The organism is Saccharothrix sp., from assembly GCF_031180885.1.
Lineage (GTDB): Bacteria > Actinomycetota > Actinomycetes > Mycobacteriales > Pseudonocardiaceae > Actinosynnema.
This window is the reverse complement of record NZ_JAPSLK010000011.1, coordinates 105331-126821: the sequence shown is the minus strand read 5'-3', so window position 1 is coordinate 126821 and position 21491 is coordinate 105331. Positions and strand designations below refer to the sequence as shown.

General features: G+C 71.8%; 22 protein-coding genes and 1 pseudogene. 11 read left to right on the top strand and 12 right to left on the bottom strand.

Annotated elements, in window-relative coordinates:
- Nucleotides 1-1302, bottom strand: a complete 1302-nt coding sequence (locus RIN75_RS16460; RefSeq protein ID WP_309112804.1) for a hypothetical protein — start codon at nt 1300-1302, stop codon at nt 1-3.
- Between the two features lie 6 nt (nt 1303-1308).
- On the bottom strand, nt 1309-2268 hold the full coding sequence (locus tag RIN75_RS16455; RefSeq protein WP_309112803.1) for a hypothetical protein: 960 nt from the start codon (nt 2266-2268) through the stop codon (nt 1309-1311).
- 175 nt (nt 2269-2443) lie between these two features.
- On the opposite strand from RIN75_RS16455, the gene RIN75_RS16450 reads away from it, so the two are divergent.
- Both RIN75_RS16450 and RIN75_RS16445 read left to right on the top strand, forming a co-directional pair.
- Nucleotides 2444-4741: a helix-turn-helix domain-containing protein gene (locus RIN75_RS16450; protein ID WP_309112802.1), complete on the top strand. Its 2298-nt coding sequence runs from the start codon at nt 2444-2446 to the stop codon at nt 4739-4741.
- Between the two features lie 12 nt (nt 4742-4753).
- Nucleotides 4754-5413, top strand: a complete 660-nt coding sequence (locus tag RIN75_RS16445; protein ID WP_309112801.1) for a hypothetical protein — start codon at nt 4754-4756, stop codon at nt 5411-5413.
- 101 nt (nt 5414-5514) lie between these two features.
- On the opposite strand, the gene RIN75_RS16440 is transcribed toward RIN75_RS16445, so the two are convergent.
- On the bottom strand, nt 5515-6078 hold the full coding sequence (locus RIN75_RS16440; RefSeq protein WP_309112800.1) for a CYTH domain-containing protein: 564 nt from the start codon (nt 6076-6078) through the stop codon (nt 5515-5517).
- A gap of 27 nt (nt 6079-6105) precedes the next feature.
- Nucleotides 6106-6747, bottom strand: a complete 642-nt coding sequence (locus tag RIN75_RS16435; RefSeq protein ID WP_309112799.1) for a hypothetical protein — start codon at nt 6745-6747, stop codon at nt 6106-6108.
- A 55-nt stretch (nt 6748-6802) separates the two neighbouring features.
- Here RIN75_RS16435 and RIN75_RS16430 point away from each other — a divergent pair, with 55 nt between their 5' ends.
- A complete protein-coding gene (locus RIN75_RS16430) occupies nt 6803-7054 on the top strand; it encodes a TauD/TfdA family dioxygenase (protein WP_309112798.1) in 252 nt (83 codons plus the stop codon).
- Between the two features lie 458 nt (nt 7055-7512).
- Here the strand turns inward: RIN75_RS16430 and RIN75_RS16425 are convergent, their stop codons facing one another.
- Nucleotides 7513-7860, bottom strand: a complete 348-nt coding sequence (locus RIN75_RS16425; RefSeq protein ID WP_309112797.1) for an L-rhamnose mutarotase — start codon at nt 7858-7860, stop codon at nt 7513-7515.
- Between the two features lie 113 nt (nt 7861-7973).
- Between RIN75_RS16425 and RIN75_RS16420 the strand changes: the two genes are divergently transcribed.
- Entirely contained in the window at nt 7974-9410 is a 1437-nt protein-coding gene (locus RIN75_RS16420) for a leucine-rich repeat protein (protein WP_309112795.1), read from the top strand.
- 57 nt (nt 9411-9467) lie between these two features.
- Here RIN75_RS16420 and RIN75_RS16415 read toward each other — a convergent pair whose 3' ends face one another.
- Nucleotides 9468-9785 (bottom strand): phosphatase PAP2 family protein, encoded by a 318-nt coding sequence (locus RIN75_RS16415; protein WP_309112868.1) that lies wholly within the window; start codon nt 9783-9785, stop codon nt 9468-9470.
- A 257-nt stretch (nt 9786-10042) separates the two neighbouring features.
- Here RIN75_RS16415 and RIN75_RS16410 point away from each other — a divergent pair, with 257 nt between their 5' ends.
- Nucleotides 10043-10522: a tetratricopeptide repeat protein gene (locus RIN75_RS16410; protein WP_309112794.1), complete on the top strand. Its 480-nt coding sequence runs from the start codon at nt 10043-10045 to the stop codon at nt 10520-10522.
- A 24-nt stretch (nt 10523-10546) separates the two neighbouring features.
- Here the strand turns inward: RIN75_RS16410 and RIN75_RS16405 are convergent, their stop codons facing one another.
- Complete coding sequence (locus RIN75_RS16405; protein WP_309112793.1) at nt 10547-12883, bottom strand: xyloglucanase; 2337 nt, start codon at nt 12881-12883, stop codon at nt 10547-10549.
- Between the two features lie 206 nt (nt 12884-13089).
- Nucleotides 13090-13554, bottom strand: a complete 465-nt coding sequence (locus RIN75_RS16400) for a DUF418 domain-containing protein (protein ID WP_309112792.1) — start codon at nt 13552-13554, stop codon at nt 13090-13092.
- 623 nt (nt 13555-14177) lie between these two features.
- On the opposite strand from RIN75_RS16400, the gene RIN75_RS16395 reads away from it, so the two are divergent.
- Nucleotides 14178-15977 (top strand): ABC transporter ATP-binding protein, encoded by a 1800-nt coding sequence (locus RIN75_RS16395; RefSeq protein ID WP_309112791.1) that lies wholly within the window; start codon nt 14178-14180, stop codon nt 15975-15977.
- Here RIN75_RS16395 and RIN75_RS16390 read toward each other — a convergent pair.
- The 3 genes from RIN75_RS16390 to RIN75_RS16380 form a co-directional block, all read right to left on the bottom strand.
- Complete coding sequence (locus RIN75_RS16390) at nt 15964-17061, bottom strand: histidine kinase (RefSeq protein ID WP_309112790.1); 1098 nt, start codon at nt 17059-17061, stop codon at nt 15964-15966. The two genes, RIN75_RS16395 and RIN75_RS16390, sit on opposite strands and share 14 nt — an antisense overlap.
- Nucleotides 17058-17717, bottom strand: a complete 660-nt coding sequence (locus tag RIN75_RS16385; RefSeq protein ID WP_309112789.1) for a response regulator transcription factor — start codon at nt 17715-17717, stop codon at nt 17058-17060. Before RIN75_RS16385 ends, RIN75_RS16390 begins: the two co-directional genes overlap by 4 nt.
- Nucleotides 17718-17799: 82 nt before the next feature.
- Nucleotides 17800-17973, bottom strand: a complete 174-nt coding sequence (locus RIN75_RS16380) for a TetR family transcriptional regulator C-terminal domain-containing protein (RefSeq protein WP_309112788.1) — start codon at nt 17971-17973, stop codon at nt 17800-17802.
- A gap of 11 nt (nt 17974-17984) precedes the next feature.
- Here RIN75_RS16380 and RIN75_RS16375 point away from each other — a divergent pair, with 11 nt between their 5' ends.
- Nucleotides 17985-18119 carry a hypothetical protein gene (locus RIN75_RS16375; RefSeq protein WP_309112787.1) on the top strand — a complete coding sequence of 45 codons (135 nt, stop codon included), beginning with the start codon at nt 17985-17987 and terminating at the stop codon, nt 18117-18119.
- Nucleotides 18112-18294: pseudogene (locus RIN75_RS44125) on the top strand (twin-arginine translocation signal domain-containing protein); the annotation flags it as partial. The gene RIN75_RS16375 and the pseudogene RIN75_RS44125, both read left to right, overlap by 8 nt.
- 41 nt (nt 18295-18335) lie before the next feature.
- Here the strand turns inward: RIN75_RS44125 and RIN75_RS16370 are convergent.
- Nucleotides 18336-18476 (bottom strand): hypothetical protein, encoded by a 141-nt coding sequence (locus RIN75_RS16370; RefSeq protein ID WP_309112786.1) that lies wholly within the window; start codon nt 18474-18476, stop codon nt 18336-18338.
- A 268-nt stretch (nt 18477-18744) separates the two neighbouring features.
- Between RIN75_RS16370 and RIN75_RS16365 the strand changes: the two genes are divergently transcribed.
- Genes RIN75_RS16365 through RIN75_RS16355 form a run of 3 tightly spaced genes read left to right on the top strand, consistent with a single transcriptional unit; the run spans nt 18745 to nt 21410 of the window.
- Nucleotides 18745-19782 carry a methyltransferase gene (locus RIN75_RS16365; protein WP_309112785.1) on the top strand — a complete coding sequence of 346 codons (1038 nt, stop codon included), beginning with the start codon at nt 18745-18747 and terminating at the stop codon, nt 19780-19782.
- A gap of 9 nt (nt 19783-19791) precedes the next feature.
- On the top strand, nt 19792-20205 hold the full coding sequence (locus RIN75_RS16360; protein WP_309112784.1) for a transcriptional repressor: 414 nt from the start codon (nt 19792-19794) through the stop codon (nt 20203-20205).
- A gap of 29 nt (nt 20206-20234) precedes the next feature.
- Nucleotides 20235-21410 carry a GTP-binding protein gene (locus tag RIN75_RS16355; RefSeq protein WP_309112783.1) on the top strand — a complete coding sequence of 392 codons (1176 nt, stop codon included), beginning with the start codon at nt 20235-20237 and terminating at the stop codon, nt 21408-21410.
- Nucleotides 21411-21491: the final 81 nt, after the last annotated feature.

Genomic DNA, 21491 nt, shown 5'->3' with positions numbered 1-21491 from the left:
TCACTGGCGGAAGAGGAAAGCGAACTGGGCGTCGACCGGTTCACCCTGCGCTCCCCGGCAGACCACCTCGACCTGGTGCTCGTGCTCGACGGGCCGCCACCCGGCGACGCCGCACGTCGCGGTGGAGTTGTAGGCCGACACCTGGGGATTCCCGCCCGGCCGGACCAGGCCGGGCAGGTGGACGGTGTACGTCCCGGTGGCCGTCCGGCTGACCGTGTTGAGGGCGTGGGTGGAGTTGTACTGGTAGTCCTTCATCGGCGTGTACTCGGCGGCGCCGCTCTCGCTCGCCCACAGGTACGCGCCGGGAATCCGCACGTCGGCGGTGGACCCGAGGTCGACCGTGTAGCTCAACGTGAAGGCCGCGTCCACCGGAACGCCGCGGAGCGTGGCGCAGGCCACGCGGACGACCAGGAAGTCCTTGCCGGTGCCGGGATTGCGCCAGGGCATCCACACCACGGGTGAGCACGCGTTCGGCGTCGACCCCAGCGACGTGACCTTGACCATCCCGCCCGGGGTCCCGTGCAGGCCGGGCAGGAAGACCAGGTAGGTGCCCTCCTGTTCCCGCTCCACCGTGTTCAGCCCGCCGACCGGGTTGAACTGGTGGTTCGAGTCCGGGGTGTACGGCGGCGAGGACGGCTTGTCCGCCCGGACGTAGGCCATCGAGCCCGAACCGCCCATGGTGAACAGGAACGACGCCGTGAACGAGGCGTCGGCGGGCGTGCCGTCGCGGTCGACGCACACGACGTGGACGTCCTGGTCGTGTTCGTCGTCGGGCGCGGGTCCCCACTGCTCCACCGAGCAGACTCGATCGTTCACGTCCGCGCTGGTCACGTCGACCGTTCCGCTGTCGGTCCCGAGACCGGGGAACCGCACCGCGTAGCGACCGGCACTTGCCCGGGTCACGGTGTTCACCGCGCCCGTGGAGTTGCACTGGTGCGGTTCGGACGGCGCGTAGGACGACTCGCGAGGCCGGTCCGCCCAGACGTACCCGGCCTTCACGGACGGGTCCACCTTGACCAGGCACGCCTTGCTCCGCGCCGCGGTCGGTCCGAACCACCCGTCCGGAACCCCGAACGCGTAGAGCAGGACGACCGAAACCGTCCCGATCGCCGCGACCGGCACCAGGACGCGCAGCAGCCGCCGCCGACGGGACGGGCGGACGGGCGGCGGGGCGCTCGCCGGCGCCGAGTGCAGGGTGAGGGTTCCGATGTGGTCGGCCTGCACCACCGGGCCGACCACATCGGACACCTGGTTCCGCACCGACCGGGGCGCCTCCGCCCGGTCGTCCTCCTGCGCCCGCATCCGTTGTCAGCCCATCGACCGGTCGTGCGTGCCGCCCGTCTGAACCGGGCAGGCGCCGACCATTCCCGGAGGGGCGAGGATCGGGATCGCCGCCACCGGCCCTCGCGCGGGCATCAGGTCGCCGGCCGCGGTCATCCCGGAAGGCGACAGGCCGGGCATGGTGGGCGTGGCGCCCCCGTTCATGTCGACCGGAATGCCGACCATCACGCGCTCCACCGGTGTCGCGGGCACCGGCTGGGTCATGGCCGAGCCGGACCCGCAGGTGACCACCGCCTGCGGATGGCCCATGGGCTGCGCGGGCACCGCGGTCTGCGGCTTCTTGGCCGGTCGCGCGGGCACTGCGGTCAGCGGCTCCTTGGCCGGTCGGGCGGGCTCCTCGGTCCGGGGTTGCTCGGCCGGCCGCGCCGCCGGGTGGGCGGAGGTCTTCGCCGGCTCACCCGCGGGCCTCGTCTCGGGTCGGGTCTCCGATCGGGTCTCGGGTTTCGTCTCGGGTCGGGTCTCCGGAGCCGATCCGGCTTCCGCCGAGCCGGTTCGCAGGTCCGGCAACACCGACGTGGCATCCCTTGTCGACGGGGACTCGTCGGGCGTGGGCTCGACGTCGTGTCCGGTCGCCATGGTGTCGGGGATGCTGTCGGTCTCGGCCACCGGAGCCACCGTCGGAGGTGGTGCCGGAGCCGGGTCCTGCGGAGCCGGGTCCTGCGGATTCGGGGTGCCGGTCGTGTCGCCGCGCGCCACACGGGCGTCGGGCATCATCGCGGCGGGCGCGGACGGGTGGCTGTCGAAAGCGGTGGCGGTGTTCGTGGCGGTGTTCGTCGTGGGCGAGTCCGCGGCGACGTCGAGGCGCACGCGGTCCACCGTGTCGACGCACACCGCGGCCACGAGCAGGACCGCGGTCGCCTGGCACAGGACCCGCAGACGATGTCTGTTGCGGGCAGAGGGGTACACGGCGGCGGTGGCGTATGCCATGGGGCCTCCAGATGGTGCGCGGTGGTTAACCCGATCGGTGCGGGCGCTGTCCTCAAATCTGCGGGTTCCGGGAGTCGAGGACGCGGTACGACTGCGTTCGTAGCTGTTCACGTGTTCACGGGCCACCGCCGTGAACACCTTTGAACAGCAGGAACGCCGCCAGCGGGGAGTGCGCATGACCGAGCAGGTGCCGGAGACGCTCGACGAGGCGCGACGGCGGTTCGGCGGCGCGTTGCGCGAGCTGCGGGTGGAGCGCCGGCTCTCCCTGCGCCACGTGGCACGGCGGACCGACTGCTCGCCCGCGTGGTTGTCCGGGCTGGAGAACGGCAAAGCGTCGCTGCGGACCTGGCACACGATCGGGAAGCTCCTCGAGTTCTACCGGGTCGACCCGGCGGAGTTGAAGCTCCGGTGGGAGGAACTCCACGCCCGCCTGTACCGCGCATCCGGCGGAACGGAGGTCGAGGACAACGGCAGCGCCCTGCTCGACCTCCCCGAGTTCCAACCGGTGATCCCGTGGCGGCGGACCACCTCGCCGACCCTGCGCACGATGCTCGACGAGCTGTCCGCCGACGTCGGTCGGCAATGGCAGGGCGAGCACCTGCTCAAAGCGATGCCGGCCCGGTGGGCCTTGACGTGGGACGTGGCCGACGAGCGCGGCTTGGTCCTGCCCAGCGGCCCCGAGGTGTTCGACGGCGAACTGGACGACGCGGTGGAGTTCCTGATCCGCCTGCCCCGGCACCGCCTGGTGCTGCTCGGCGAACCCGGTGTCGGCAAGACCGTGACGCTGGCGCACGTGGTGCTGGGGTTGCTGGGTCGCCGCAAGGACGGCGAACCGGTGCCCGTCGTGGCGCCCCTGCGCGACTGGGACCCCACGACGAACAGCCTGGAGGAGTGGCTGGCCGCGCAGCTGGTGGCCAGGTACCCCTCGGTCCGGCACCCCGGCCGCGCGGCCGACCTGGTCGGGTCGGGGCTGGTGATGCCCGTCCTGGACGGTTTCGACGAGATGCCCGAGCGGTTGCGGCCGCTGGCGCTGCGACGGGTCAACGGCATGCTCCGCAAGGGCGTGCCGCTGCTGCTGGCGTCCCGCGCGGGCGAGTACCGGGCGGCCGTCCGGCACCGCGGCGGGGAGGTGCTGGCGGCCACGGCGGTGGCGGACATGGAGGTGCCCCGCCTGGACGCGGTCCGCCGCTACCTGCTGCGCAGCGCCACGGCAAAGCTCCGACCCGACATGTGGGACGCGGTGTTCGACCACCTCGACCGCCGTCCCGACGGGCCGCTCGCCGCCGCGCTGTCCACGCCCCTCATGGCGTGGTTGGCCACCGTCCGGTACGTCGAAGGCGCCGCCGACCCCGCGGACCTGCTGGCGTTCACCGACCGAGGCGCGATCGAGCAGCACCTCCTCGAACAGCTGGTGACGACCCGGTACCACCCGACCTGGGTCGCCGATCGGGGGCCGGTGCCGACGCGGGTCCGCCGACCGATGACACCCACGCCCTCGACCGAGGACGCCACGCGGTGGCTCGCGTTCCTCGCCGGGCACGTGCGGCGGCTCGACACGTCCGAGGTGACCTGGTGGGAACTCGACCGCGCGGTGCCCCGGTCCGTGATCGCGCTGCTGGGCGGCTTGGTCTTCGCGGTGACGGTCGGCGCGGCGATCGGGTTGCCGCTGGTCATCGGTGGTCGGGCCGCCGAGGCGGTGCTGTGGGGTGCGATCGGCGCGGTGGCGGCGGGATCGTTCGGCGGCACCGCGCTGCTCGTGCTGGCCACCGCGCGACCGGCGCTGCCCTCGGTGGTGCCGGTGCGGTTCTGGCGGACGCACCCGCCCGACTGGTCCCGACGACCGCTGTGGCGGCACCTGGCCGACGGGCTCGGGATCGGCTTCGCCGGTGGCCTGTGCGTGACCGGTGTGGTGACCGCCGCGGTCGCGTCGACGAGCGGCTTCGACGCCGCGCTGGCCAACGGCGCCAACGCCGGGCTCGCCACGTTCACGGCGGTCGCGGTCGCGCGGACGGTCGACTACTGGGTCAGCGTGCCGGTCGACGGGACGTCGTCGACCAGCCCGGAGACCGTCCTGCGCAGCGACCGCACCGTGGCGCTCGCCCAGGGGCTGGTCGGCGGGCTCGCCTGCGGGCTCGCGTTCGGCGTGTTCCGCGGCCTCTCCGCCGGTCTCGCGGCGGGACTGGCGGCGGCGGTCACCCGGTCGTTCGTCGGCGGACTGGACCAGGGGTGGAGCGGGGTGCACGTGACCGCGTGGGGGCGCTTCGTGCTGGCCAGGTTGTGGTTGTGGGGCACGGGGAAGCTGCCGCTGCACGTGATCGCGTTCCTGCGCGACGCCCACTACCGGGGACTCCTGCGCCAGGTGGGCGCGGCGCACCAGTTCCGGCACGAACGGCTGGCGGACACGCTGCGCCAGGCGGGGACCGGTGTCCGGTCGACTGCCCGTTCGGACGCTCCCGTGGACGTCGAGGGGTGAGACCCTCCCGGGGTGTCGAGAGCACGGGCGGTCGAGGGTGGCACCAGCCGGCGCGGGACCGGACCGCGAACCCCGCCGCCCACGGCGCACCACGTGCTCTCGTTGCAGGGCCTGGTCGGCAACAGCGCCGTGACCGCCGCGATCACCGCGCAGCGGGACCCGCAACCCGGACCACCACGCGCGCTCGACCTGGTCGACCCGCGGCTCGACCTGGTCCGGCGGGAGCACGTCAGCGCGATCGGCCAGGTGGCCCGCTGGCTCGACGCGCATCCCCGGGTGCGGTCACAGCCCGGACCGCAAGTGCTGCAACGGGTTCGCGCCGCGGTGCCGGCCGCCGCCGTGCTGACCGACGACACCGTCCTCGACCTGGCGTTCCCGGGACGCCACGCGCTGGACGGAACCCCGGCACCGACCCCGGGTCCCGAACGCCCCGCACTCGGCGACGTCACCCCACCGGCCCCCGAACTGCCGCCCTATCCACGGGACATGCGCGGCCTGGGCCACCAGCCCGGTCCCTGGGGCGCGGTGCTGCGCTACCGCGACATCAACGAGTGGCTGGACCGCCAACTGGAAGGCGTCCCCATGCCCACCTGGGCCCGCCGCTACCTGCACCGCAAACTCCACGACATGGTCGGCGAAGGAACGGGCCGCCGCCTACTCGACCACCACTGACCACGTCGTGAAGAGCCGGGCGATGACCAGGTCGACGACGCCCGACGCGACCAGCGAGGACACGCCAATTCCGTCCCGATCACGTTGGTCGCTGCCGGGCGCTACCGTCCCTGGTCTGCCACACCGGACGATGCCTGGAAGCGCAGCTCGGGAATGTTGTCGAGGTCGATGCCGTAGCGGGCGTAGACCTTGATGGTGTTCGCCCCGGTCAGTTCCTCCTCGGCGTAGCCGAGCAGCGCGGCGACCCGAACGACCTCGTCCTTCGATCCGGCCTCGATCTCGACGTAGGGCGGGATGCGCGGCCACGTGTCGATCTCGACCTGTGCGCCGTCGAGGACGAAGCTCGTGCGCTTGGTCTCCTGGTACGACTTCGCGGTGAACCCGAGCACACCGAGCAGGGCGTTGGTCGCGTCGAAGTCGCTCACGGTCACTTCGGTCTCGTGCGTGCCGTCGATGGCGTCGCTGGTGATCTGCTTGACCGTCAGCGTCACCTCGTCCCCGGTGTCGCGCAGCCTGATCCACTTCGACTGATCGCCGGGCGTGATGTCGTAGACGTAGCGGCGCATGAACCGCTCGCCGAGCTTCCGGCCGCCCTTGTCGAGGATGCGTCGTTCCATCTCCGCCGGGTCGATGTCGAGGATCTTGGCTTCGTGCTCGATCCGCACTCGCGTGCGTCCTTCCCTGTCGATCGGTCATGCCGCGTGGCGGCGGGTGAGTCGGTCGTATTCGACCTCACGCAGAGCCAGCACTTGTGCCGGCATCGGCCCGGTGAGGAAGTCGTCGAGGGGCATGGTCAGATCCATCCGTTGGATGCAGACACCGACCTGGTAGCGGCCGGCGCGGTCGTAGTAGAGCCGCACGCCGTAGAAGCCCTCCTGGCAGTCGGTGTCGTTGTTGAACCGGCATCCGGTGCACGTCTCAGGCAGTCGGACGCGCCGAATCTGCTTGAAGTACACCCGACGTCCGTCCGGGAGGCGGTAGGCGGTGCGTGCTGCGGAGACACCTGCGGTGATGTAGTGCGCTTCGGCGACCGCTCCGCGTTCGGCCAGGATGCGCTCGATGGCCTCCACGGAGGCCGGGCCGTGGTCCAGCGAGTTGAGCAGTCGGACCGCCAGGTGTGGGGAGTATTCATCGAGCAGGCGGTGCACGCGCGGCGCGTGGCTGTAGTCGAGCACCACGATGTTCGCGCCGGCGTTGACCCCGTGCGCCTCGCAGACGGCGATCGAGCGTTTCAGGGCGTCGATCTTTCGCTGCGCTCGTTCGGGGTTGCGGTAGCGGGCGTGCTGGGTCTCGGCGAGTTCGTCGGCCGTCGTGCCGAAGATCGAGAAGTTCACCCGATCGAGTCCAGCGGCGGCGCAGTCGGGAAGCACCTCCGCTCCGTGCTCTCCGTTGGACGTCATCCCGACCCGCAAAACAGCCGCAGACGCACATCTGGTCACGCTGCGAGCGGCGATCGATCAGCACGTGACCGACCTGGACCTGAGCGCCGGACAGGGCTACATCCTCGACAACCACCGATGGCTGCACGGTCGGCGAGCGTTCACCGGACACCGCGTGGTGCACCGCGTCAACGCGAACCCGCTTCCGCACCTCGGCATCCGGACCGGCATTTCCACGCGCGTGCGGAGCGTCGCGGTATGAGCGACGAGGCGGCGGTGCGTGCGTTCCCAGCCTTGGCGGGACTGGTCGCCATCCGTGGTGACGCGTCCGCCGTCGTACTCGGTGAAGACCGCGCCGAGGTGGCCGGACGCACCGCCGAACAGCACGGATCGGGGCGCGCAGAGCGCCGCCAGCGCCCGGCATCGCGACGGCGCGACGGAGGCGTTCCGAGCGGCGCTGACCGCTGCCGAAGTCCACCGGTTGCCGCACCAGGTGCAACGGACGATCCGCGCAGCCGACGACGCCGGTCTTGCCGAGATCAGTGCGGACGGTCGCGCAGCTCTCCAACGGTTGACCGAACAGCTCGCGCCGTCGTCGGCGTGTGCTGGACGAACCCGTTCCAGTACGTCGTCATCGCGGCGAGGGCCATCGTGATCGTGCTGTTCGTCGCGGTCCGGGCGCGCGACCGGAAGCGGAGCGCGAGCGATGCCGAGCAGGGGTCAGGACGTTTCGGGGTCGTTCAGGTGCCAGACCTCCTGCATGGGGGTCCACCAGTGGCCGGAGCCGGGTGGGGCGAGGGATTCCTGGCACGGGTCGGTGAAGGTCCACCAGCGGCGGGTTTCCGGGTCGGCGGCGATGCGGGTCTGGTCGGCGTCGTGGTCCTCGCCGATGTACTCGTAGTAGCCGAACAGCAGGTCGCCGTGCAGGAAGATGGTGAAGTTGCGGATGTTGGCGTCGAGCAGCGTCTGCTCGACCGCGGGCCACACGGCCGAGTGCAGCCGCAGGTACTCCTCGCGCTTCTCCGGGCGCAGCCGGATCACCGTGCCGTAGCGCTGGACGGGGCTCATGCGGTTCTCCTCGGGCGACGTCGACCTTGTTGGCGGCAACGAGTGGATGTTAGCGTTCACATCCCTCGACCCGGAAGCACCTACGACTCGGCGGCGGGACGCAGAACACCGATATGAAGCGCAAAGCCATCCTGGTGGTCGTCGGCATCGTCCTCGCCGCCTCGGGCATCGGAGCGGTCATCCTCACCTCGGGTGAAGACTCCGCCCAGCCTCCCACGTCCACAGCAGACACCACGCCCACCACCACCGCTGTCGCCACCTCAAGCGCACCGACGACCACCTCGTCGCCGACCTCCACGTCCACCACTCCGAGCGCGCCACCGGTCCTGCCGTACTCGGACGGGGTGCTGCCCGAGGACCCGACCGCCGACCCCGGCCCGGACCCGGTCTTCGCCAACGACCCCGACCTGAGCCGCAACGACCGCTACACCTACCGGGCGAGCAAACCCGGCGACCACCGACTGCCCGAGGGCACCCTCACCCTCCAGTACGACGTCACCACCAACACCCTCAAAACCCTTCTGGCCCAACGCAAACCGGACCTGGCCAAGGCCACCGGGATCGCTCTGTACCTCACCGGCGGCACCGCGCTCTCCGACCCCGACCTGGCCGCACTCCAAGGCGTCCACCGCGACCTCGGCCTGAACAACCTCACCCGGCTCCACGTCTACAACCTGCGCACCATCCAAAGCGGACGCGAGTGCACCCCCGCCTCCGGTCTGCCGTGCGCGGGACAACAGGCCCGAGGCGGGAAATTCCCCTACCTCTGGCACAACGGCTGGTGGGACACCTGGGTCAAGCAGCTCGTCCTCGACGACCTGGACGCGGTGCCCGACGGCGCGTTCAGCAACCACAACTTCGCCGAGGTGAGCCTGCGCGCGGCCAGGTCGATCGGCGTGATGGCGTTCGGCCACGCCCCCTACGCCAAGCTCAGCGTCCTCTACCTGCCCAGCGTCGACACCATCGCCCACGACGCCTTCCGCCGCAACCAGTACCTGCTCAAGGTCAACCTGCCGAGCGCCACCGCGGTCGACGACTTCGCCTTCGACGACGCCTCCCGCCTCCGGTACTTCACCGCACCCGAACTGCGCCGCCTCGGCCGCAACGCGTTGAACGACAGCCACGAACTGGTGTCGGTCAACCTGCCCAAGCTGGAGTACCTGGGCATCAACTGCTTCGACCTCAACCACAAACTCCTCGGCCTGCGCCTGCCCGCGCTCACCGAGATGGACAAGAACGCGGTCACCGGCTTCGCGAACCTGCGCTGGCTCCACGCCCCGCGCCTGACCACGGTGTGGCACAACGCCATCACCAACAACCCGAAGCTGACCACCCTCGTCACCCCGGCCGTCACCCGCCTCGGGCCGGGCGCCATGCGCGGCAACCCGGCCCTGACCGCGGTCCACCTGGGTCCGACACCGCCCCGCCAGGAGGCCGACGTCTTCACCGACAGCCCGGCCGCGACGATCTACCACTCCGGCGACCCGGCGGCGTGGGCCACTTTCAAACCGTCCGGCAACCCCGGCCTCCCGGTCCGCGCCAAGCCCTGATCGCGCGGAACCCGGTCTCCGGCGACGGGCAACCGTCGCCGGAGACCGGGCGAGCCGTCAGTCGCGGAGGAACGTGGCCGCGACGTGCTGCGCCGGCGCGGTTCCGGCGGACAGGCCGCTGTCGGCGTCGAACTGGTAGTGCACGCCGAGGTAGACGCGGCTGCGGGCGTTCTCGCGCGCGGCGGCGCTGAAGGTGGTGAAGGTGCGGGTCACGCCGATCGCGTACGGGTCTTCGGTGGTGGCGGTGAAGGTGATGGCGTCGGTGCCGAAGTAGGCCTGCATCGCGCCCGCCCACGCGCCGGCGAAGGTGGCGTGTCCGGAGACGTAGGCGGGGAACGGCGGCGAGAACGGGGTGCCGTCCGCGTCCGGGGACAGGGGCCGCCAGTTCGGGTCCGCGGTGGTGGCCGGGGTTGCCGTCGGTGTCGGCGAGCCGGATGGCGCTCGCCGGTCGCCACAGGTCGATGGACGTCTGGTACTTGGCGTCCCAGGCGACGATGCCCGCGTCCCCCATGGCGAGGCCGACCAGGGCGAACAGCCGGGCTTTGTCCGGTGTGCCGAGTCCGCGCTGCTTGGCGACGATCTGGGTGTGCGCGTGGAGCTGGCCCGGCGGCTTGTAGGTGTCGTCGAGGTCGTTGGCCCAGAAGTGCGCGATCCGGGTCTGCTCCGCGGTCCGGGTCGCGCTCAACACGGTCGGGTGGTACGCCGCCTGCCTGGGCGACCACGACACCGCCCGCCCACTGCAAGGCCGCCCTCGCCCTGTACCGGCACCACCACGACTCCGCCGGCGAGGCGGCGCCCTGGACGGCCTGGGCTACATCGAGCACCGCACCGGCCACCACCGCCAGGCCGTCCGCCACCACGAGCAGGCCGTCGCCCTGTGCCGCGCCCTCGGCAACACGACCAGGGCCGCCGACGCCCTCGACCAGCTCGGCGGTCCCCACTCCGCCCTCGGCTGGCCCGAGCAGGCCCGCGCGGTGTGGCAGGAAGCCCTTGAGCTGTACCGGCAACAGGGCAGCAGCGCCGACGTCGAACGCGTCCAGCGCCGGCTCGACGACCTCGACGCCGTCGTCTCCCGGACGGCGGCCCCCGAACCTGTCACGCCTCGCCGGTGAACGGTCGGGTCGGCTCGCCGCAGATCACGCCGCGGCCGTTGGGCCGAAGTAGACGCGGCCGTAGATGCGCGGGTCGCCGGTGATGGTGCTGCCGGTCCAGGCGTACTGGTGCCGGTCGTCGTTGATCCTGATCCACGTCCGGCCGGCGTTGTCGGAGCGGAAGACCCCGCGCACCCCGCCGATGCGGAGGCTGGCGTAGACCGCCGGGTAGGCGCTGCCCGGAGCGGCCTTGCCGAAGCCGACGTTGTCGCCCTCCTCGATGCCCGGCAGGCGGGTGAAGGAGGTGCCGCCGTCGGTCGAGCGCCACAGGCCGTAGACCTTGCCCTTCTTGCCACCCCCTAGCCAGATGTCGCCTTCGTGGCCGGGCGCCGGCTTGAACCGGACGTTGCCCTCGGCGGGCAGGCCGGTCGCCGCGGTCTGCGTGAAGCGCTTGCCGCCATCGGTGCTCCGGTAGAACGTGCCCGTGTGGCAGGCGTAGAAGACCGCCGGGTTGACGCGGTCGGCGCGCACCAGCGCCCCCGAAGGCACACCTTCGCAGGCGGTCCACGTCCCGCCGCCATCGGCGCTCCAGCTCACCGGCGCCCCGGCCGGCGCCCACACGACCCGGCCGCCGTCCGCCGCGACCGCGACGGCGGTGTCCTCGACGCCCGGACCGGTCACGCCGGGCGGTTCGCTCCCCGAGGGGGTCCAGGTGTCGCCGCCGTCCGTCGAGATCGCGAAGCGCTGGGTCCAGCCGCTCGTGGGGTGGCCGACCCGGACGATCGTGCGAGGTGCCTTCTCGGCGAAGTCCAGGGCGACCGTCGTGGTGAAAGTGGGGGTGTCGTACATCTTGGTGGCACGGCTGAAGTCCGTGTGCCGGAAGCCGCCGACGTCCCCGACCGCGGAGAACAGGTGCGCGCCGACCGGAGGGCTGATCAGCGACAGGACCGCGGTCTCCTCCAGGCCCCCGGCGCGGACGTCGATCCGCACGGTGCCCCCGGTGTCCCAGTCGGTGAGGTTGTCGGAGCCGTAGATCGTGGCGCCCGTGCCGTAGAGGAAGTGGTTGGAGGAGAAGGGATCGATCTCCAGCGCCTCGGTCATCCACCCCAGCTTCGGCGCGAACACGGGTGGTTCGGGGGTGGCGTTCCAGGTCAGCCAGGGCGCGGCCGAGATGTCGATGGTGTAGCGGAACGTGCGCTCGGTGTCGGAGACCAGGTCCCAGGCGCGGGTCCAGCTCGCGCCGCCGTCGGTGGAGCGGAACATGATGATGTCGGGGTGCCAGTGGATCTGGGTGGTCACCATGAGGGTGCTCGGGTTGCTCCGGTCGATGGACAGGCCCGAGTAGCCCCACCGGCAGTCGGGGCTGGTGGAGGGCACGGGGCTGATGCGCGTCCACGTGTCGGTCGCGGTGTCGAGCTTCCACACGTCGCCCTTGGCGCCGTCGTACGGGCCGGCGGTGTCGCTCGTGGCCAGGTAGAGGTAGCCGTTCTTGTGGTCGAACACCGCCTTGTGCGGGATGAAGCCGGTGGGCTGGCCGGGCACCCGCTGCCAGGTCCGGCCGGCGTCGGTGGAGCGGTAGAGGATGTTCTCCTTGTCGGCCACCGTGACGTAGATCATTTTCGTGGGCCGGCCGCGCCGTCCGGTGCGCTTGTCGAACACGACCTGGAGCACGCCGAGGTTGTCGCCGTTGTAGCCGCCGGTGTCGTTGGGGTCCGGGACGAAGTTGCCGACGTTGGGGAAGCTCTCGACCTTGCCCCAGGTCTTGCCGTGGTCGACGGACCGCCACAGCCCGTGGCCGCCGCGCACGCCGAGGTAGAGCACGCTGTTGCGGTGCGGGTCGACCACCAGGCGCTCGCCGATCCCGCGGCCCGGCATGTTCCCGCCCAGGCGGAACGGCAGCATCGTGGTCTGCCAGGTCCGGCCGCGGTCCGAGGAGCGGAGGATCGCCGCCATCGTCGGGTCCCACTCCGGCATCGTGTAGGTGCCCACGGCCGCGTACACCCGGTCGGGGTCGACCTCGTCCGTGGCGATGCTGATCACGCCGGTGTGGCCGTAGTGGTCCCAGTCGACCCAGTCGAGCAGGGGGATCCAGCGCTTGGTGCGCTTGTCGAGCCGGTAGGCGCCGCCGATGTCGGTGCGCGCGTAGACCAGGCCCGGCTCGCGCTGGCTGAAGACGATCCCGGTGACGAACCCTCCGCCGACGATCTCCGCGTTGCGCCAGGAATACCGCCCGGAGTGACCTGGCGATGCGTTGGCGTTGCCGGCCGACACCAACGGAACGCCACCGGCAACGGCCGCCGCGGCCGCCGCCCGCAGGACCGTGCGCCTGTCGGGGCCTGGTGCGGCGGGGAAGGAGGACGGGGAGTCAGGGGAACTCGACACTGGGATCACCCTTCGTCGCAGGGAAGACAGCTCGCGGCACTGGCAGTCGAAGCGCTTCGACAACGTCGCCGGACAGACACTATGAGCGGTGAGTCAGGTCACGCAAGGCGTTGTGCGTGCGTTGAGGATGCTGTTTAATCCCGGCGGCGCGCCGGCAGGTGAAGCGATTCGACTTCGCGAGCCAATGGTGCCCCCCGACCGGACCATCACCGGATGTGCTTCGCCGGCTTGGTGGCGACGTTGAGCAACTGCTCCAGCGGTCCGCGGCGGAAGAAGTGGGACCAGGTCGTGGCGAACACGACAGCCCCGAGGACGAGCACGAGCAACGGCACCCACGAGTCCCCGGGCAGCGCGGACTGCATGAAGAAGTGGCCCACGTACGCAGTCAGGGACATGCCACCCACGGCGATGACCGGCCTCGCCAGGCGACGCAGTCGCGGCAGGCGGTCCATCGCCACCGTCGCGCCCACGATCACGAGGATCGCGATCCCGGCACTGCCGACGATGTCGAACGTGGTCCCGCTGTGCGGCCCGGCCGTCACCAGCGACGAGGCCGACATGTCCGGCTTGAACGCGTCGAAGGACACCGAACCGGACGCTCCCCCGTCTTCCGCCGCACTCTTCAATGCGTCCTTTCCGCCCAGCAGCAACGACATCCCGTAGGCGGTCACGGTGAGGGTGGCACCGAGTGCGGCCAGGCGCCGTTGGACGGTGGTCGCGGCGAGGTCGAGGCGGGCCCAGCGCCATGCCGGCGATCACGAACGACATCCACGTGATCGTCGGGTAGGAGCCGGTGAGCAGCAGGTCGAGCACGCCCACGCCACCGAGCCGTTCGAGCGGGTCGTAGGCGTTGACGCTCTGCCGGATCGGCTCGACCAGCGATTTCAGGACGAACGCCACCTGCGGGGTGACGAGCGCGAGCACACCCGCGGTGATCGCGAGCGTCCTGGCCCGCAATCCGGATCCAGCCGCCGACACCGTCCACAGCGGACAATGGAGGTCCGATGTGGACGGTGTACATGCCGAACACGGCCGGCGCGCGGGCCAGGTCCACGCCGACCAGCCGCCCCGTCGAAGTCCCCGGCGAGGCCGTGGTCTCCTGCGTTTCTGTCATACGACAACCGTTGCGGTGCGCACGGGTCGTAGGACATCCGGCAGTCTTCGGTTCCACCCGCCACCCGGCGGGGGTGGACCCGCCAGTTGCCGGATGGGCACGCGGTGGCCGCGCCTCCCACCCTGGAAGGCAGACAACCCCAGTCCAGAAAGGCATTGTGTGAACACCGCGTCCGCCCCGGTGACGGATGACACTCCCCTGTCCGCCCGGCAGACGTTCAAGGCACTGCACGCACACGTCCGGCCACACCGGTGGGCCGTCGCCCTCGGTCTCCTGTGCGCCCTGATCGGGGCCGCCGGCGGGCTGCTGCAACCGTTGGCCACCAAGGCACTGGTGGACCGGCTCTCCTCCGGTGCGACCATCGCCGGGATCGTGCTGGCCCTCACCGCCCTCGTGGTCCTGAGCACCGTCGTGGAAGCGCTCGGCGCCTTCGTGCTGGAGCGCACCGCGGAGTCGGTGGTGCTGGCCGCGCGGCGCACCCTCATCGGGCGGCTGCTGCGGCTGCGGCTCGCGGAGTGGGAGCGGGTCCCGCCGGGCGATCTGATGTCCCGGGTCACCTCGGACACCACGCTGCTGCGCGCGGTCAGCACCCAGGCGGTCGTGTCGGCGGCCACGGGTGCGGTCGCGTTCGTCGCGGCGATCGTCGTCATGGCAGTCTTGGACATCGTTCTGCTGGGCGTCACGCTCGGCGTGGTCGCGGCGGCCGGCGGGGCCGTCGCGCTGGTGATGCCGAAGATCGCCAAGGCCACCGAACGCTCGCAGGAGGCGGTCGGGGAGATCTCCATCGCGCTGGAACGGGTCTTCGGCGCGTTCCGCACGGTGAAGGCGTCCGGTGCCGAGGAGCGGGAGACCGCCCGGGTGGACGCGGCGGCGACGCGGGCGTGGCGGCACGGCGTGAAGAGCGCGAAGTGGGAGGCCGTGGCGGGCTCGGCGGACGGGTTCGCCGTGCAGCTGGCGTTCCTGGCGGTGCTGGGGATCGGCGGGGCCAGAGTGGCATCCGGGGCGATGCCGCTCTCCACGCTCATCGCGTTCCTGCTGTACCTGTTCTACCTGATCGAGCCGGTGTCCAGGCTGGTCGACGCGGTGTCCCACTACCAGGAGGGCGCGGCCGCGATCGCGCGGATCGCGCAGGTGGAACGCCTGTCCACGGAGCCGGCCACCCAGCAGGAGACCGCCCAGCACGAGACCGCACGGCACGAGACCGCACGGCACGAGACCGCCCCGCAGACGCCGGCGTCGGTCCGCTTCGAGGACGTGTCCTTCCGCTACCGCCCGGACCGGCCGTACATCCACCAGCACGTGAGCTTCGACGTGCCGGGCACCGGGATGACGGCCTTCGTCGGCCCTTCGGGAGCGGGCAAGTCGACGGTCTTCGCGCTCCTCGAACGGTTCTACGAGGCCACCGGCGGCCGGGTCCTGGTCGACGGCAAGGACGTCCGCGACTGGCCGCTGCACGGGTTGCGCGCGGCCATCGGGTACGTGGAGCAGGACGCTCCGGTGCTGGCCGGCACGCTCCGCGAGAACCTGATCTTCGCCGCCCCCAGCGCCACGGAAGACGACCTCCGCGACGTCCTGGCCCGGACGAGGCTCGACACCCTCGTCCAGCGCCTCCCCCACGGCCTCGACACGCCGGTGGGCCACCGGGGTTCGAAGCTGTCGGGCGGCGAACGGCAGCGCATCGCCATCGCGCGTGCACTGTTGCGCAAGCCCCGACTGCTGTTGCTGGACGAGGCGACCTCGCAGCTCGACGCGGTCAACGAACTGGCGGTGCGGGAGGTCGTCGCGGACGTGGCGCGTGAGACCACCGTGCTCGTGGTGGCCCACCGCCTGTCGACGGTGACCGGCGCCGACCGGATCGTCGTCATGGACGCCGGACGGGTGCGGGCCGTGGGCACCCACGAGGAACTGGTGGCTGCGGACGAGCTGTACGCGCGGCTGGCCGCCACCCAGTTGCTGACCCCCGGTCTCAGTCCGCGTTGAGGGGAAGCCGCAGCCGCACCCGGTACCCGCCCTCCGCGGTCGGGCCGGACTCCAGCGTTCCGCCCAGGATCTCGGCACGTTCCCGCAGACCGACCAGACCGTGCCGCGATCCGGGGAGGGACAGCGAAGGGCGGGTGGGCGCGGTGTTGGTGACGGTCACGCCGACGTCGGGGCCGTCGTGCCACAGCTCGACGCGGGCCGTCGCGCCGGGGGCGTGCTTGCGGACGTTGGTCAACGCCTCCTGGACCGTGCGGTAGACGGCCCGCTGGGCGGGTGTTCCGACGGTGGGCGGGAGTTCACCGGTCAGCTCCGCGTGGGTGCCGCTCGACGCCACCAGCCCGCGCAGGTCGGCCAGGGTGGGCTGCGGCGACAGTTCGGTGTCCCGGCCGCCCGAGGCGCGCAGCAAGGTGACCATGGTGCGCAGTTCGTCGAGCGTGGTGACGCTCAGGGAACGGATCGTGCGGGCGGCGTCCTCGGCGTCCGGGTCCTTGGTGGCGACTTGCAGAGCTGCGGCGCGCACGGCGATCAGGCTGACCTGGTGGGAGACCACGTCGTGCATCTCGCGGGCGAGCTGGGCGCGCTCGCGGGCGAGCACGGCCTGGGCGTGCAACACCCGTTCGTGCTCCTTGGCCTCCTCGATCTCCTCCAGCCGGCGCGCCAGGTCCCGCCGCGCCTGGACGAGTTGGCCGACGAGGACCGGGACCGCGGCGGTCGCCAGGTTGTAGACGAAGACGACCAGCGTCATGGTCCGGCTGCCGTCGCTCTCCAGGAGCCACGGCACGCTGCTCGCGACGGCCAGCAGGGCGGCGCACAGCGCGAGGAGACGGCGGTCGCGGGAGCGTTCGGCCAGCGTGAACAGCGCGATGAGCGGGGCGAGGGCGACGTCCTGCGTCAACGCGATCGGCAGCGTGAGCAGGAAGACCACGAGTGGGAACCTGCGCCGGAACACCAGCGCGACGCAGCCGGGCACGGCCAGCGCGACGCCGAGCGGTGTGTCGTCCAGGTTCAGCCACACGTCCACGGCCGCCACCACCACGAGGGCGAGGTCGACGACCGGCGCGGGCACGCGCTTGGCCCACTTCACCGACCGACCTCCTCGTCGAGCAGCCCGGCGCGTTGTGCGAGGAGCGCGGCCTGGACCCGACTCGTCACCCGGAGCTTCGAGAGGATCGCGCTGACGTGGTCCTTCACCGTGCCGGCACCGAGGTGGACGCGCGCCCCGATGTCGGCGTTCGACAGCCCTTCCGCCACCAGGACCAGGACCTCACGCTCCCGGGCGGTGAGCAGCCGGACGCGGGCCGCGTCCTCGTCGAGGGCCGGTTCGGTGCCGGGGTGGCCGCGCAATAGTGTCCGCGATGCCTTGGGGGACAGCACGACGCCGTCCGCGGCCAGGGTGCGGACCAGGTGGGGCAACTGCTCGGGTTCGGTGTCCTTGAGCAGGAAGCCGGCGGCGCCGGAGTTCAACGCGGTCAGGATGTACTCGTCGGTGTCGAAGGTCGTCAGCATCGCCACCACCGGCGGATCCGGCATCGCCCGCAACGCGCGCAGCACGGTGAGCCCGTCCACGTCCGGCATCCGGATGTCCAGCAGCACGACGTCCGGCCGCGTCCGGCGGACGGTCTCCACGGCGTCACCCCCGCCGGCCGTCGCGACGGCCTCGATGTCCTCCGCGGCGCCCAGGATCAGCCCGAACCCGGACCGGACCAGCGCCTCGTCGTCCACCACCACTACCCGGATCACCGTTGCTCCGCTTCACTTCTGTTCTTGCCGTCCGGCTGACCATAGAGTCCCCGCGGACCGGCCCGGCGAGGGTGTTGCCCGATCAGGTCCGCAGGGCGGCGGTGCGCCGGCGGAGTGCGGCGAGTGCCGACTCGGGTGTGTGCCTGCCGAGCAGGACCTGCACGGTCAGGCCGTCGGCGAGGGTGATGAGCGCGTCCACCTCGCTGTCGACGTCGACTTCGGGCCTGATCCGCCCGGTGTCCTGCCCGGTCCGCATGGGCGGATTTCGTGGTCGGCGGGCTCGGCGGAGCGCTGCTCGCGTGGGCGCTGATCGGGCGGGCGCTGATCGGGCGGGCGCTGATCGGGCGGGCGCTGATCGGGCGGGCGCTGATCGGGCGCGGCAGGGGGGCCGCTCGTGGCTGAACTGTCCCGTCGACGTTTCCTGGGCACCGCCGTGCTCGGCGCGGGCGCGGCGGCGGTGTGCACGCCGGGCGGTGAACCGACCTTCGTGCTCGTGCACGGTGCCAACGGCAACGCGGGCTCCTTCGCCCCGCTGATCGCCGGACTGGTGAAGGAGGGCCGACGGGCGCTGGCCGTGGACCTGCCCGGCCACGGACCCGCCGGCCACTTCCCGCCCTCCTACCAGGCTCCGCAGGACCCGGTCGCCCTGGCCGCGGCACCGTCGCACTCGCCGGGCTCCGCCTGGCCGACAACGTCGCGCACGTCACCGATGTCGTCCGCCGGGTCGCCGAACACGGACCGGTCGTCCTGGTCGGGCACAGCATGGGCGATGGCGCAGCGCCGCCCGCCTCGACGCCGCACGGATCCTGCCGGAACAGACCACCCTCCCGGTGGAGGCCATCGCCACCCGGGTCGGCCTCGCCTCGGCGGTCAACCTGCGTCGCCGTTTCCGGGTGCACCTGGGCACCACCCCGGCGCCTACCGGCGGACCTTCAGCCAAAACCGGTGACGCGTGGCGGCGGGCGGCCCGACCTCGGTATGGTGGTTTTGATAATCATTGTCGTCCGCACGCCATCCGGGGGCCACCATGTCCGACTCACCAGACACGACCGCGGCCGCACGGCTCGCCGTGGTGAACCTCGTCTTCGGCTCGATGTCGGCGCAGGTCGTCGCGGCGTGCGTCAAGCTCGGCGTCGCCGACGCCCTGGACGGCGCCGAGCGCTCGGTCGGCCAGGTGGCCGCCGCGTGCGGGACCCCCACCGACACCATGCACCGGCTGCTGCGCGCGGCCACGGCCATCGGACTCGTGGCCGAGCCGGGGCCGGGGCGGTTCGCGCTCACGGAGGCCGGGATGCTGCTGCGGTCGACGGGGCCGGGGTCGTTGAGCGCCTTCGCGCGGGTGTTCACCGATCCGGTGATGCTGACGGCGTGGCACCGGCTCGACGACGCCGTGCGCACCGGCCGCACCACGTTCGAGCAGGCGTTCGGCGTGGAGTTCTTCGACCACCTCAAGGCGGAACCGGAACTGGGCGCCGCGTTCAACACCGCCATGAGCCAGGGCACCCACGTGACCGCCGCGGTGTTGCCGGGTGCCTACGACTTCGGCCGGTTCGCGGCGATCGCGGACGTCGGTGGCGGCGACGGCACGTTGCTCGCGGCGATCCTGGGCCGGCACGAGAACCTGCGCGGGGTGCTGTTCGACACCGCCGAAGGTTCGGCCCGGGCCGGGGACGTGTTCGCCGCGGCGGGTCTCGCCGGCCGCTGCGAGATCCGGACGGGCGACTTCTTCGGGTCCGTGCCCGGCGGAGTGGACGCGATCGTGCTCAAGAGCGTCCTGCACGACTGGGACGACGAGCGCGCCACGACGATCCTGCGCAACTGCCGGGAAGCGCTGCCCGACGACGGCCGGCTGCTCGTGGTGGAGCCGGTCCTGCCGGAAGCGGTGGCGGACGTCGTCGCGCCCGTGATCTACCTCAGCGACCTCAACATGCTGGTCAACCTCGGGGGCAAGGAGCGGACCCGGGACGAGTTCGAGGTGCTGCTGCGCGGCGCCGGGTTCGCCGTCGAGGACGTGGTCCCGTTGCCGCCCTCGGGTTTCTGCCTCGTCGAAGCCGTTGCGGCCTGACCCCCGACGGTGCACTCCTTCGGGGGCGTCAAAGGACCGCGGCCGAGGGCGCAGCGCGACGTGGTGCTGCGCGCGCTCGACGAACTGCCCGGCCCTTCGACCGCGCACGCGATCCACCACCACGCGCAGCGCACGGGCGCGCGGATCGGCCTGACGACGATCTACCGCCACCTCGGCCTGCTGGTCCGGGCGGGGACCGCCGCCACGATGGTCGACGACGCCGGCATGCACCTCTACTACCTGCGGTCCGGCGGCGAGCACGCCACCACCCTCATGTGCACGAGGTGCGGCAGCGGTGTCCCCGTCGACGCCGCGGTCGTGGCGCGGTGGGCCGGGAGAACCGCCGCGGACCACGGCTTCACGGATGTTCGCCCGTCCATCACCTTGACCGGCGTCTGCGCGCGGTGCCGGACCACCGCTTGATCGTCGACACCACGCCCATCGGAGGAACCTTGTCAGAGAACCACCCGACCGCCGATCGGCGCGTCCCCGTCACCGTGCTGTCCGGCTTCCTCGGCGCGGGCAAGACCACGCTGCTCAACCACGTCCTGGCCAACCGCGAGGGACGCCGGGTCGCGGTCGTGGTCAACGACATGAGCGAGGTCAACATCGACGCTTCGCTGGTCTCCGGCCGGGGCGGGGAACGGCTGGTCGAGCTGACCAACGGCTGCATCTGCTGCACCCTGCGCGAAGACCTGCTCGACAGCGTCGGCGAACTGGCCCGCACCGGCCGCTTCGACACCATCCTCATCGAGTCCACCGGCATCTCCGAACCCATGCCGGTGGCCGCCACCTTCGAGTGGACCTTCGAGGACGGCACGAGCCTGTCCGACCACGCCCGCCTCGACACCATGGTCACCGTGGTCGACGCCTCCCAGTTCCTCGCCGAGGTCGAACGCGGCGACCGGCTCGACCAACGGGGCCTGGAAGCCGCCGAGGACGACGAACGCGGCATCTCCGACCTGCTGGTGGACCAGGTCGAGTTCGCCGACGTGCTGGTGCTCAACAAAACCGACCTGGCCACGCCGGAACAGCTGGCCACCACGGAAGGTCTGCTGCGCAAGCTCAACCCGAACGCCCGGCTGGTCCGGGCTCGACGGGGCGTGGTCGACCTGGCCGAGGTGCTCGACACCGGCCGCTACGACCCCGTCACCGCCGCCACCGCACCCGGTTGGGCCGAGGAGTTGGCCGGGTCGCACACCCCCGAGACCGAGGAGTACGGCATCCGCTCGGTCACCTACCGCGCCGACCGGCCTTTCCACCCGGCGCGCCTGGTCGCGGCGCTGGCGGACTGGGAGGGTGTGGTGCGCAGCAAGGGTTTCTGCCACATCGCCAGCCGACCGCACACCCTCGCCGTGTGGTCCCAGGCCGGGCCGAACCTGACCATCGAACCGGGCGAACTCCTCGACGGCCACGCCGCCCGCCAGGAACTGGTCTTCATCGGCATCGGCCTCGACCCCGACGAGCCGCGCCGCCGCCTGGACCCGGCGCTGCTCACCGATGCCGAACTGGCCGAGGGTCCCGCCGCGTGGCGACTGCTGGACGACCCTTTGCCGCTGTGGGAGGACTTCGAGCCACACGACCACGACCACGTCTTCCCGCTCCCCCGGCCAGTGCCCGAGCGCTGAGGCGCGGTGCGGGGTCCGGCCAGTGCGCCCGGACCCCGCGCCGCGGTCGGCCGCCGTGGTGCGCCTGCACCGCCTCCACGT